Raw genomic sequence first — 12,879 nt, 5'->3', positions numbered from 1 at the left:
GAGTTCTGGGTGTCGGGGGTTGGGGGCTCGCGGTTTCAGGGTTTTCACGGTGGTGGCGGGGATAGGATCGTTCGGGGAGTGAGGTGCCGGTGTCGGCCGGTTCTCGGGCGTTGGGGGAAGTGGTGGAGCAGGTCGTCATCAGCGGGGGAGGGATCGCCGGGGCGGCCCTGGCGCTGGCTCTGCGGACCGCGGGAATCGCCGCGACCGTCGTGGAGGCGCGACCCGCCGACCACGGTGAGGGCGCCGTCGTCCGGCTCAACCCCAACGGGATGGACGCGCTGCGGGCTCTGGACGCCCACCAGCCGGTGATCGCGCGGTCGTTCCCGCTCGTGCGCACCGAGCGGATCAACCCCGACGGCAGCCGGATGGGGTACGCGCTGGGCGCCGACCCGAGCTCGCAGCGCGGTCTGCCCCGGGTGATGCACTGGCCGGTGCTGGCGTCGGTCCTGCGGGAGCAGGCCGTCGAGCGCGGTGCCGTGTTCCGCCACGGCAGCCGCGTCGTGGACGCCGAGGTCGGCGCGACGGCGGCCCTGTCGCTCGCCGACGGCAGCCGGGTCGACGGCGATGTCCTCGTCGGAGCCGACGGCGCGAACTCGTTGGTGCGCGGGAGGATCAACCCCGACGGGCCGGAACCCGAAGGGCTGGGCACCCGCACCATCTACGGCTACGCCTCCGAACCGGGCTGCGAACCGCCGCCGCCCGAGGTGATGCGCTCCTACGTGGGTGCGAAGGCGTTCTTCGCCGCCACCCGCGATTCGCACTCCGGCGGCTGCTTCTGGTTCACCAGCCTGCGCGCCCCGGTTCCCCGCGGCCGCGACGAACCGCAGGACCCCGACGGGCTGCGCGCCGAGATGAGCGAGCTGTTCGCCGGCGACGGCACGATCGCGCCGACCGTCATCGGCAACTCCGAACGCGTCCTGTCCTTCGACGACCACGCCCTGCCGAACGTGCCGCGCTGGCACACCGACCGGGCGATCATCATCGGCGACGCCCTGCACGTCGCCCCGCCGGCGTCCGAGCAGGGTGCGGCGATGGCGCTGGAGGACGGCGTTCAACTGGCCCGCTGCCTGCGCGACCACGCCACCCCGGCGGCCGCGTTCGCCGCGTTCGAGCGGATGCGCCGGGGCCGGGTGGAGGCCGTCGTGGCCGCCGGCCGGATGGGCACCAGCCGCGCTCACCACCGGCCGCTGGCCCGCCGCTGGCGCACCCTGCGCACCAAGACCAAGCGCTACTTCACGTGGCAGCGCACGCCCCCGATGGGCGGGGGCTGGGCCTACGACCACCACATCGATTGGCCGGAGAGCACCGCGTAGTCGCTGGTCCTTGGCGTGGCGTGAGATGTGGGACACACTGTGGCGGTGCGTCAGGAGAGCTTCGGGGCAGCGCTGCCGGTCGGGGAGGACCCGCACCGCCACGCGCGGCTGCTCGCCCGCGTGCACGACGCGACGGTGGCCGGTGAGGTCCCGCCCGCGCGACCCCGCCCGGTGATCGGCGCGTCCTGGACGCGCGTGCGCTCACGAGGCATCGACCCGGAACGCGGCCGCACCGGCCGGTTGCTGGGGGCCGACGAGCTCGTCGAGCGCAGGCGCGAGTCCGGGATGTCGGAGGTGCTGCCGCTGCTGCGCGGCAAGCTCGCCGGTGTCGCCGAGCAGACGGCCAACATCATGGTGATCACCGACGCGGACGGCCACCTGCTGTGGCGCGACGGGAGCACCGCCGTGCGCCGCAACGCCGATGCGCTCGGGTTCTTCGAGGGCATGAGCTGGGGCGAGGACGTCGTCGGCACCAACGCGATCGGAACCGCGCTGGTCACCGGCCTGCCGATCCAGGTGTACTCCGCGGAGCACTACGTGCGCACCCACCACGCCTGGACCTGCGCGAGCGCACCCGTGCACGATCCCCGGACCGGCAGGCTGCTCGGCGCGGTCGACCTCTCCGGGCCCGCCGCCACCGTCAGCCCTACCACCCTCGCGCTCGTCGAGACCGTGGCGCAGCTGGCCGAGTCCCAGCTGCGCACCGCCCACCTCGAGGCGCTCGAAGCGCTGCGCGGCAGCGCCGTTCCCCTCCTGTCGCGGGTCACCGGACCCGCGGTGGTGACCGACGCGCACGGGTGGGTCGCCGCGTCCACCGGCATCGCGCCGGTCAACCGCGTCGCGCTGCCCGCCGGGTGCGGCGCCGGCCGAGCGTGGCTGCCCGCGCTCGGCGACTGCGCCGTGGAACCCGTGCCGGGCGGTTGGCTTGTGCGGCTGATCGACGACGACCCGACCTCCGCGCTCGACGAACGCACGCGGGTGCGCTTGGACCTGCGCTGCCCGCAGGCCCGCATCGAGGTTGCCTCCGCCTCGGGAGGGTGGAGCCACCCGCTGACCCCCAGGCACGCGGAACTGCTGTTCCTGCTGACCGCGCACCCGGGCGGTCGCACGGCCGCGCAGCTGGCCGCCGACGTCTTCGGCGACGAGCTGCGCACGGTCACGGTCCGGGCCGAGATGTCCCGGCTGCGCCGCAACCTCGGCGGCCTGCTGGCCAGGCGGCCCTACCGGTTCAGCGACAACGTCGAGGTCGAGGTGCTGCGGCCGGACGACCCGGGCTCGCTGCTGCCGCACTCGATCGCCCCGGCGGTGCGCGGCGGCTGACCGACGGTTGCAACCCCCTGCAACCCGTGCGCGGCGGAGTTCGGTGTGGCTCCATGACTGTGTCATGTGATCGCCACCACTGAGGGCAACGACGCCCGCGCGGGAGGTATTTCCGTGAGCCAGACCGTGGAGCACAACGCGACCCGGACCCGGGTCGAGCAGTGGATCTCCGAGTTCTCCGAGGCCATCGCCGCCCGGGACGCCGACCGGGTCGCGTCGATGTTCGGCGAGGACAGCTACTGGCGCGACCTGATCGCGCTCACCTGGAACTTCAAGACGTCCGAAGGGCGCGAGGACATCGCCGCCATGCTGCGGGCGACGCTGGAGCACGCGGCCCCGAGCGGGTTCACCGTCCTGGGGGAGCCGACCGAGGCCGACGGCGTCACCGAGGCCTGGTTCTCCTTCGAGACCGCCGTGGGACGCGGCACCGGCCACCTGCGCCTCGCCGGCGGTGAGGCGTGGACGTTGCTGACCACCCTCGACGAGCTCAAGGGGCACGAGGAGCCGAAGAACCACCGCAGGCCGAGGGGCGCCGAGCACGGCGCCAACCCGGACCGGGTGACCTGGCGCGAGCAGCGGGAGAACGAGCTCGCCGAGCTCGGCCACACCCGCCAGCCGGAGGTCGTCATCGTCGGCGGCGGTCAGGGCGGCATCGCGCTCGGCGCGCGGCTGCGCCAGCTCGGCGTGCCGACGATCATCGTCGAGCGCAACGAGAAGCCGGGGGACTCCTGGCGCAGGCGGTACAAGTCGCTCGCCCTGCACGACCCCGTCTGGTACGACCACCTGCCCTACATCGACTTCCCGGACAACTGGCCGGTCTTCTCGCCGAAGGACAAGATCGGCGACTGGCTGGAGATGTACACCAAGGTCATGGAGCTCAACTACTGGGGCTCCACGACGGCGCTCAGCGGCAAGTACGACGAGGACGAGGGCAGGTGGGAGCTCGTCGTCGACCGCGCCGGCGAGCAGGTCACGCTGCGTCCGCGCCAGCTGGTGATGGCGCTGGGCGTGTCCGGCAAGCCCAACGTTCCGGTCTTCCCAGGCCAGGACCGGTTCCGCGGCGACCAGCACCACTCCTCCCAGCACCCCGGGCCGGACGCCTACCGGGGAAAGAAGGCGGTGGTCATCGGGTCGAACAACTCCGCGCACGACATCTGCGCCGCGCTGTGGGAGGCCGGTGCCGACGTCACCATGGTGCAGCGCTCCTCCACGCACGTGGTGCGGTCGGACTCGCTGATGGAGCACAGCCTCGCCCCGCTGTACTCGGAGGAGGCCGTCGCGGCGGGCATCGACACCCGCACCGCCGACCTGACGTTCGCGTCCATCCCGTACCGGATCCTGCACCAGTTCCAGAAACCGGCGTTCGACGTGATCCGCGAGCAGGACGCCGAGTTCTACGAGCGCCTGGCCGCAGCCGGTTTCCAGCTCGACTTCGGTGACGACGAGTCGGGGCTGTTCATGAAGTACCTCCGCCGGGGCTCGGGCTACTACATCGACGTGGGCGCGTGCGAGCTCATCGCCGACGGCAGCGTCAAGCTCGCGAACGGCGACGTCGCCGAACTCACCGAGAACGAGGTGGTTCTCGCCGACGGAACCCGGCTGGAAGCCGATCTCGTCGTCTACGCAACGGGTTTTCAGTCCATGAACGGCCTGGCCGCCGACATCGTCGGGCAGGAGGTCGCCGACAAGGTCGGCAAGGTGTGGGGTCTGGGCTCGGACACCACCAAGGACCCCGGCCCGTGGGAGGGCGAGGAGCGCAACATGTGGAAACCCACCCAGCAGCAGGGACTCTGGTTCCACGGCGGCAACCTGCACCAGTCCCGCCACTACTCCCTCTACCTCGCGCTGCAGCTCAAGGCGAGGGCGGAGGGGATCCCCACTCCGGTCTACGGCCTGCAGGAGGTCCACCACACCTCCTGACTTCCGGGCGGGGTGGGGTTATCCCGTTCAGTAGACGTGTAAACATTGTTCACTGAGTCAGCGTGTTGCCGCGCTGACGTTGGCCCCGGCCCGTGTGGGCTGGGGCCTTCCCGTGGCGGTACCCGTGGCCACCGGTGGTGGTCTTACGTGGGTTTCCATCGGGCTCGTTTAGCCTCGCGGCGCAACTCGCCGAAGAGGTCTCCCGCTCGGCAAGAGCGGCGAGGTTGAGGGCGGCGTTGAGGTCCCGGTCGATGTCCAGGCCACACACCTGACAGTGAAACAGGCGTTCCGACAGGCGCAGCTTGGCTTTCACCACACCACAACCGGAACACGTCTTCGAACTCGCAAACCACCGGTCCGCGATGATTACGCGCACATCGGACCAGGCGGCTTTGTACTCGACCTGGCGCCGGAATTCGCTGAGGCCGACACCGGCTACGTGCCGGGCGAGGCTGCGGTTGGACATCATGCCCTGAACATTGAGGTCCTCCACGATGATCACGCCGTACTGCCTGATTAGGCGGGTGGTGAGCTTGTGCAACCCGTCCAACCTGGCTTGGGCGACCCGGGCGTGGAGTTTCTCGATGCGCGTCTGGGTCTTGATCCAGCGTCTCGATGGCATTCGGCCCGTGTCAGGCCCGGCGCGGCGTGAGGCCTGGCGTTGCAGCCGCCGCAGCTCCTTCAACGCCAGCTCCAGATGACGCGGGTTCGGAATGACATCACCCGTGGACAGCACGGCGAGGGACTTGATTCCCAAATCCACACCAACCGCACCGTGCGGATCGCGTGGTGTGGGTTCGTGTCGGTCGATTTCCACCGAGAACGACACGAACCACCGACCCGACCGGAAAGACGCCGTAGCTGAACGGATTCGGGCGGTTCCGCGTTCGATGTGGCGGGCGAGCTTTCGGGTGGACTCATGTGTCCGCACCAAGCCGATGCGCGGGAGCTTGATGTGTCGGCGGTCGTGGTCGGCGAGTCCGAAGCTGCCGGTGGTGAACCGGCACGACATCATGTGCCGCCGACTCTTACGCTTCGGAAAGCCAACCCTCGCGCCCTTCCGCTTTTCCCTCCTTGAGTCGCCCCAGTTCTTCAGGCCAGTCGCGAGATTCGCCAGTCCAGAGGCATAGGCCTCCTTCGAGTTCTCGCCCCACCACGGCGCCACGTCATCCTTCACCGAGTTCCAGACCTTGCGCAGCGAATATGCCGACCACGACAACGGCGGCGTCAATTCCTCATCGGCAATGCCATAAGAGGCTTCCGCAGCTCGCTGGTCCATGACGGCCTCGATCAGATCCAGGCCCCAGTTCTAGGCGAACCGCTGCGCACCACAATGCGACCGCAAAGCCTCCGCCTGCGCCAGCGAAGGATCCAGGGCGAACCGGTAGGGCTGGATCACCACCGCCATACCCGCTCACCCCCAAGATTGCCGTTATCGAAACGATACCGACGTTGTTGCGCGAATTTCCACCCACCAAGCGGCCAGCGGCCTTCACGATCGAGCGAAATGCCCGGCCAGCGACGCGCTCTCACCGAAACCGGACAACGGGCCACCCCTCACTTGCCACGCGAGCCGCACCGGCGACACCACACAACGAACATCGAACTACACGAAACGACCTAAAAAGCTCGACCAGTCCAAACCCCATCCCGCCCCGTCGTAGATCACTTCGGTGCTCGATCGGGGTCATCAGGCGCTAGGCTCGCGGCGTGATGACGGCGGAACCGGTGGTCTTCGGCCGTGAAGCGGAGCTCGGCGAGCTGCGGCGAACGGTGGCGTCGGTGGTCGACGGCACCGGCGGCGCGCTGTGGATCGAGGGCGAACCCGGGATCGGCAAGACCGCGCTGCTGAGGAAGGTCATCGTCGAAGCCGCGCTCAAGGGGTGCGCCGTCCGCAACGCCACCGCCGACCGGCTCACCCAGCAGTTCCCGCTGCGGCTCGTGCTCGACTGCCTGCGCGTCGGACCCAAGTCGGAGGAACCGGAACTGCGGGCGCTGCGCGAGCGGTTCTCCGGCGCGGCCGACGTGCCGGTGCCGTCGGTCGCCGACGAACTCGCCGGGCACGTCACCCGGTGGTGCGCGAACGCCCCGGTGGTGCTGGTCGTCGACGATGTCCAGTGGGCCGACGAGGCGAGCCTGCTGGTGTGGCAGCGGTTCGCGCGACTGGCCGAGCAGGTACCGCTGCTGCTGGTCGCGGCGGCCCGCCCCACGCGCAGCCACACCGAACTGCGCGCCGGGGTCCGCCGGATCGCGCTGCCACCGCTGGACGACGCGGCCGTGGCGAGCATGGCCGCGAAGCTCACCGACTCCTCCAGGATCGGACCAGAACTGCGCCAGGTGCTGGCCGGAGCGGCCGGGAACCCGCGCTACGTCGGCGACGTCGTCGCCGCCCTGACCCGCGAGCGCAACCTGGTGGTCGCCGACGGCAGGGCCGAGCTCGTCCTCGGCGAGGCCGGGGTGCCGCGCCCGCTCGCCGAGACGGTCGTCGAGCGGCTCGGCTTCTTCGACAGCCAGACCATCGGCCTGCTGCGCATGGCCGCGCTGCTGGGATCGACCTTCTCGGTGACCGAGCTGTCCACCGTCTCCGAACGCCCGGTGTCGGCGCTGGTCGGCTACGTGGAGCAGGCGCTGGACACCGGCGTGCTGGTGGAATCGGGGCTGCAGCTGAGCTTCCAGCACCCGCTGGTCCGCCGGGCCCTCTACGAGACCACCCCGACGGCGCTGCGGCTGGCCCTCCACGACCAGGCCGCCCGCGTCCTGCAGGACTCCGGTGCCTCGGTGGAACGGGTCGGCGAGCAGCTGCTGTCCTCGATCTCCCTCGGCGACGCCGAAGTCGACGACTGGGGTCTGGACTGGCTGGTGCGCAACGGGCGCGCGCTGGCCCACCGCGCTCCTGCCTGCGCGGCCGACCTGCTCGAAGCCGCGCTCGTCCCGCTGCCCGCGAACCAGCAGCACCGCGACGTCCTGCTGGCCGCCCGGGCCCTCGCGCTGGTGCAGCTCGAACGCTCCGAGCAGGCCCACGATTTCAGCGTGCGCGCCCTCGACGAGGTCACCGACCCCTCCTGCGCTGCCGAGCTGACCTGGTACCTGGTGTGGTCGCTGACCGCGCGCCGGATGGCCGACGAGGCCGCGGCCGTCATCGCCGAAGCCGATGCCACCGCCGGGTTCGAACTCCGCTGGCTGGCCAGGATGCGCGCCAAGCTCGCGCAGGCGAAGTTGATGAGCGGGAACTTCACCGAAGCCGAGCGCACCGTGGACCGGGCGCTGGCCGAGGCCCACGAAGCCGACGACGACTACGCGCTGGGACTCGCGCTGCACGTCCGAGGAACCGCGCGAGCCCGCAACAACGACCTCGCCGAAGCGCTCGTGTGCTACCAGCAGGCAGGTTCGGCGCTCGGCGACGCCCTGGAGAACGCCGACCTGCTGCTTCAGGTGCTCAGCAACCGGATGATGCTGCTGTTCGCCCTCGGGCACGCCGAGGAAGCCGGGTTCGCGCTGCACGAGATGCTGGCCATCGCCGAGCGCAGCGCCACCCCGTCGCGGCTGGCGGTGGTGCGGCTGTCGGCGGCCAACCACTACTTCACCGTCGGCCGCTGGGACGACGCCGCGGCCGAGCTGCAGGCGGCCGGGGAGCTCACCGCCGAGATGAGCTCGCACCAACTCCGCTGGTTGCACGGGTTGTGGGCGATGCTGGCCGGGTACCGCGGCGAGCGCGAGGTCTTCGAGCAGCAGCTCGCGGTGGCCGGGGAAGCGACGCCGGACTCCCAGGAGAACGCCGGGTTCCTCATGGTGGCCGGTGTGCTGCGGGCCGAGATCGAGGGCGACCTCCAGCGCGCGACGGCCATCCTCGCCGAGGCGCTGGACACCAGCGAGCGCTTCGGCAGCAACTACGTGTGGCTGCCGATCCTGGTCCGGCTCGCGCTGCAGACCGGTGACGAGGAGACCGCCACCCGAGCCACCAACGCCTGCGTGCAGGGCGCGACGGTGGGCGCTGCGCCCAACATCCTCGCGGCCGCGCAGCACTGCCGGGGCCTGCTCGAACGCGACCCGATCACGCTGCGCGCCGCCATCGAGCACTACGACAAGACCAACCAGCCGCCCAAGCGCGCGCGGGCGCTGGAGGACCTGGCCGCCGTCCTGGCAGAACGGGGTGAGATCCCCGCCGCACGCAAGGCCTACGCGCAGGCGGTGGAGATCTTCACCCACCTCGGCGCGAACTGGGACCTCGAACGCGCCGCGGCCAGGATGCGCCCGCACGGCATCCGGTCGCCGCGCGCCAAGCGGCTCCGCGCCACCACGGGCTGGGAAGCGCTGACCAAGACCGAGCGGCAGGTCGCGCTGCTGGTGGGCGACGGGATGTCGAACCCGGAGATCGCGGCGCGGCTGTTCGCCTCGCGGCGCACCATCGAGGTGCACGTCTCGCACGTGCTGGCCAAGCTCGGCGTGCGTTCCAGGGTCGAGGTCGCGGTGGAGGCGACCGGGCACCGGGCCTGACCGCGTTCCCGAGACGCGGCTGCGACCTGCGGGAACGGGTCGGCCCGTTGATCTCGGCGCGCCGAGCGGAGATGCTGGGTCCGGTTTTCGGTGCAGCGCGCGCTGCTCGGTGGTGAACAGGAGAACGGGTGGACGTCGAGGAGTACCTGCGGCACGACGGCCTGGGACTGGCCGAACTGGTCGCATCGGGACAGGTGACCGCGGGCGAACTGCTGGAGGCCGCCCGCAGCAGGGCGAAGGCGGTCAACCCGGCCATCAACGCCATCGTCGCGTGGCTCGACGAGCACGCCGACCAGCGCGTCGCCGGCGAGCTCTCCGGCCCGTTCGCCGGGGTCCCGTTCCTGCTCAAGGACCTGGGGCACAACCTCGCCGGGGCGCCGCGCTCCGACGGGTGCCGCGCGTTCGCCGACCGCAAGTCGGCCATCACCGACACCGTCGTGCAGCGCTGGCTGGACGCCGGGCTCGTCGTCTTCGGCAAGACCAACACGCCCGAGTTCGGCTCCAAGGGTGTCACCGAACCGGTCCTGTTCGGCCCCACCCGCAACCCGTGGGACCTCCGGCGCACCCCGGGCGGCTCCTCCGGCGGTGCGGGCGCGGCCGTCGCGGCGGGGATCGTGCCGGTGGCGGCGGCCAGCGACGGCGGCGGATCCATCCGCATCCCGGCGGCCTGCAACGGACTGGTCGGGCTCAAGGCCGGCCGCGGTCTGGTTCCCGCGGGGCCGGTGGAGAGCGAACCGCTCAACGGTCTGGCCACCAGCGGAGTCCTCTCCCGCACCGTGCGCGACACCGCCGCGATGCTCGACGCGCTGATCGGAGCGGAAGCCATGAGCCCGTTCGCCACCGCGCTGCCCGACCGCCCGCTGTCCCAACAGCTCGACGAGGCACCCGGCAAGCTGCGCATCGGCTACACCACCGGGTGCGCCCTGCGCGAGCGACCGCACCCGGAAGCGGTGCGGGCCGTGGAGCGTTCGGCGGAACTGCTCACCGAGCTCGGGCACGAGGTCGAGGAGGTCGACCCACCGCACGACGACCGCCAGCTCGGCAAGGACTTCCTGCTCGTGTGGTTCGTCCACCAGGCGGACGAGGTCGACCGCATCAAGCGCGAAACGGGCTGCGGCGATGACGCTTTCGAGCCGGACACGCTGATGATGGCCGCGCTCGGCCGGATGACCGGCGCCGTCGCGCTCTCGCAGGCCCAGGAGCGGCGGCGTGAGCACATCGCCGCGCTCGCCGGGTTCCACAGCCGCTACGACCTGCTGATGACGCCGACCCTGGGTGAACCGCCGATCGAGGTCGGGTCGCTGGCGACCCCGCCCGCGCTGCAGACCGTCTCCAGGCTGCTGGTGCGCACCCGGACCACGCGCGTGCTGCGGTTGCTGGGCATGGTGGACCAGCTCGTCGAGAAGAACCTGGCCTGGGTGCCCTACACCCAGCTGGCCAACATCACCGGGCGTCCGGCGATCAGCCTGCCGCTGCACCGCACCGAAGCGGGCCTGCCGATGGGCACGCAGTTCGTCGGCCCGCTCCAGAGCGAAGCACTGCTGCTGCGCCTGGCCCGCCAGCTGGAGGTAGCAGCTCCGTGGACGCTCGAGACACCGCTGCTCGAAGCCGTGTAGGTCGAGTGATTCCGCGGCGGCTCGTCGAGGAGCTGTTGAGGAAGGCGGCGGAGCCGCTGTTTCAGGTGTGGGACTGGGCTTGCACCGCCGCGGGTTCTTCAGCGCCTTCGTGGCGAGTACGCCGGGACGCCGATGTCCACCCCTGGGGTAAGCGGAACACATCAGGAGCGGCGCACGGAGTCCACGGAGGCGTTCAGGTTCCGCTACCCGCACCGCCACGCAAAAGAAATTTATCAACAGTCTCTAGTCCGGCCAGTCGGGGTGGCGCTTCTCCAGGAATGCGGCCATCCCCTCGCGGGCGGCGGGGAGTTGGGAGGCCGCGGCCATGACCTCCAGAGCGATCGCGTAGGCGTCCTGCTCCGGGCGGTCGAGCTGGGAGTAGAGGGTCTGCTTGCCGAGCGCCTTGCTGGTGCGGCTGCCGCGCGTCGCGCGGGCGAGCAGGTCGGCGACGGCGTCGTCCAGGGCGTCGTCGGCGGCCACCCGGTTGATCAGGCCCCAGTCCAGCGCCGTCGCGGCGTCGATGACGTCGCCGGTGAGAGCCATCTCCATCAACCGCTTGCGGCCGATGGTGCGGGCCACCGGCACCGCGGGCGTGTGGCAGAACCAGCCTCCCTTGCCGCCGGGCAGCGCGAACCCCGCCGATTCGGCGGCCACCGCCAGGTCGCAGGCTCCGACCAGCTGGCACCCGGCGGCGGTCGCCAGGCCGTGCACCCTGGCCAGCACGACCTGCGGCACCGACTGGACGGTGTCCATCAGCTCGGTGCACAGGCGGAGCAGCTCGCGCACCCCGCTGAGGTCGCGCGCGGCGACGTCGCCGAAGTCGTGGCCGGCCGAGAACACCGGGCCCTCGCCCGCCAGCACGATTCCCGTCGCGTCGGACTCGCCGGCTTCGCGGAACGCCGCGAGCAGCTCGGCGAGGTGCTCCTGCGACAGGGAGTTGCGGCGCTGGGGCCGGTTCATCGTGATCGTGACGGTCGTGTCGTCCCGCCGGGTCAGGATGTGCGCGTAGTCACCCATGATCCGACGGTACCGCGAGCAAAGATCGACAACCGGAATTCGCGCTTCCAATTGGTCGAACCACTTACACCGAACGGCGGTACAGGTGGTCGCGCCGCCTTTGAACAATGCCGGTACCGCCGCTGAGAACCGCTCGAATCCGACGAGTTTCCAGCGGCGGTGCGATGGGGAGGTGCGGGCATTGGCGTTGCCGGACGAGTTCAGCCGTGGCGAGCGGTTCACCGCGGTGACCACGGGACTCCTGGTGGCGTTGCTGCCGGTCCTGGCCGTGCGCGGGGATTCCGCGCTGGAGACGGGGGAGAAGCGGCCGCAGGCGGCCAGCCCGGCCCCGACCCCGCCTGGCGGCAGCCGGACGGGCGTCAGCGGACGCGTGCCCCGCGACCCGGTCCTGAGCCCGCGGTTCCACGAGGACCTGCGGCGGGGTGGGATCGAACGCGGAACCGGCCGGTTGGGGCGGATTCCGTCCGGGACGCTCGGGATTCCCGGCGTCGTGCTCGCCGCGTACCAGCGGGCGCAGGATTCGCTGGCGAAGTCGGACCCGGGGTGCGGCCTGCACTGGTCGGTGCTGGCGGGCATCGGGCGCGTCGAGTCCAACCACGCGAGATCCGGTCAGGTCGACGCCTCGGGACGCACGCACGCGCCGATCCTGGGACCGCGGCTGAACGGTGGTCCGGGTATCGCCGCGATCCGCGACACCGACGGTGGCGGGCTCGACGGCGACGTGGTGTGGGACCGCGCGGTCGGGCCGATGCAGTTCATCCCGTCGACCTGGCGCTCCTACGCGCACCGCGGAGCCGATCCGCACAACGTCTTCGACGCCGCAGCGACCTCGGGCCGGTACCTGTGCGCGGGTGGCGGGAACCTGCGCGATCGCGCGCAGCTGGCCGCCGCCCTCTTCCGCTACAACCCGTCGGAGACCTACGTCCGCGCGGTCCTGGCCTGGGCGGACCGCTACGCCCGAGGCGTCGTCCCCACGCCGGGTCTGCCGCCCGGAGCGCCGGATCCGACACCGTCCCTGGCGGGATCCCCACCGTCGGGCGCGATGGCGCCACCGGGCGCCGCTCCCGCGGGTGCGCCACCGGCTCCGGGCCCCGCTCCAGGACCGGCGCCCGCACCGGCACCGGCCCCTGCGCCGGCACCCGCTCCGGCTCCAGCACCTCCTCCGCCGCCCCCACCGGCACCCGCGCCCGAGCCGACGC

At 71.3% G+C, this 12,879-nt stretch carries 8 protein-coding genes; 6 read left to right on the top strand and 2 right to left on the bottom strand.

Going from position 1 to position 12,879, the window contains the following annotated elements; genetic code table 11:
- Positions 1–89 precede the first annotated feature (89 nt).
- The 3 genes from E1181_RS29815 to E1181_RS29805 all read left to right on the top strand — a co-directional run bounded on the left by E1181_RS29815 (position 90) and on the right by E1181_RS29805 (position 4,553).
- Positions 90–1,313, top strand: coding sequence for an FAD-dependent oxidoreductase (locus E1181_RS29815; protein WP_165944791.1), 1,224 nt, complete (start codon positions 90–92; stop codon positions 1,311–1,313).
- Between the two features lie 45 nt (positions 1,314–1,358).
- A complete protein-coding gene (locus E1181_RS29810) occupies positions 1,359–2,633 on the top strand; it encodes a helix-turn-helix domain-containing protein (RefSeq protein WP_235877151.1) in 1,275 nt (424 codons plus the stop codon).
- A gap of 114 nt (positions 2,634–2,747) precedes the next feature.
- Positions 2,748–4,553: an NAD(P)/FAD-dependent oxidoreductase gene (locus E1181_RS29805; protein ID WP_207922381.1), complete on the top strand. Its 1,806-nt coding sequence runs from the start codon at positions 2,748–2,750 to the stop codon at positions 4,551–4,553.
- Positions 4,554–4,602: 49 nt separating this feature from the next.
- On the opposite strand, the gene tnpB is transcribed toward E1181_RS29805, so the two are convergent.
- A complete protein-coding gene (gene tnpB / locus E1181_RS29800) occupies positions 4,603–5,832 on the bottom strand; it encodes an IS607 family element RNA-guided endonuclease TnpB (protein ID WP_207922380.1) in 1,230 nt (409 codons plus the stop codon).
- A gap of 434 nt (positions 5,833–6,266) precedes the next feature.
- Here tnpB and E1181_RS29795 point away from each other — a divergent pair, with 434 nt between their 5' ends.
- Together E1181_RS29795 and E1181_RS29790 are read left to right on the top strand one after the other, a co-directional pair.
- Positions 6,267–9,047 carry an ATP-binding protein gene (locus tag E1181_RS29795; protein ID WP_235877152.1) on the top strand — a complete coding sequence of 927 codons (2,781 nt, stop codon included), beginning with the start codon at positions 6,267–6,269 and terminating at the stop codon, positions 9,045–9,047.
- Positions 9,048–9,175: 128 nt separating this feature from the next.
- A complete protein-coding gene (locus tag E1181_RS29790; RefSeq protein WP_132679743.1) occupies positions 9,176–10,663 on the top strand; it encodes an amidase in 1,488 nt (495 codons plus the stop codon).
- 243 nt (positions 10,664–10,906) lie between these two features.
- Here the strand turns inward: E1181_RS29790 and E1181_RS29785 are convergent, their stop codons facing one another.
- Entirely contained in the window at positions 10,907–11,680 is a 774-nt protein-coding gene (locus tag E1181_RS29785) for an enoyl-CoA hydratase-related protein (protein WP_132679742.1), read from the bottom strand.
- A 181-nt stretch (positions 11,681–11,861) separates the two neighbouring features.
- On the opposite strand from E1181_RS29785, the gene E1181_RS31910 reads away from it, so the two are divergent.
- The coding region (locus tag E1181_RS31910) for a lytic transglycosylase domain-containing protein (RefSeq protein ID WP_207922379.1) at positions 11,862–12,879 on the top strand (1,018 nt) is incomplete at its 3' end.

It is taken from the genome of Saccharopolyspora terrae (assembly GCF_004348435.1).
GTDB lineage: Bacteria > Actinomycetota > Actinomycetes > Mycobacteriales > Pseudonocardiaceae > Saccharopolyspora > Saccharopolyspora endophytica.
Note: the sequence above shows the minus strand (reverse complement) of the source record. Positions and strands in the feature narration are given on the sequence as shown.

Excerpts from the sequence above, each read along its gene's own strand:
- tnpB (WP_207922380.1), bottom strand. The coding sequence starts at position 5,832 with ATGGACCAGCGAGCTGCGGAAGCCTCTTATGGCATTGCCGATGAGGAA.
- E1181_RS29795 (WP_235877152.1), top strand. The coding sequence starts at position 6,267 with ATGACGGCGGAACCGGTGGTCTTCGGCCGTGAAGCGGAGCTCGGCGAG.
- E1181_RS29785 (WP_132679742.1), bottom strand. The coding sequence starts at position 11,680 with ATGGGTGACTACGCGCACATCCTGACCCGGCGGGACGACACGACCGTC.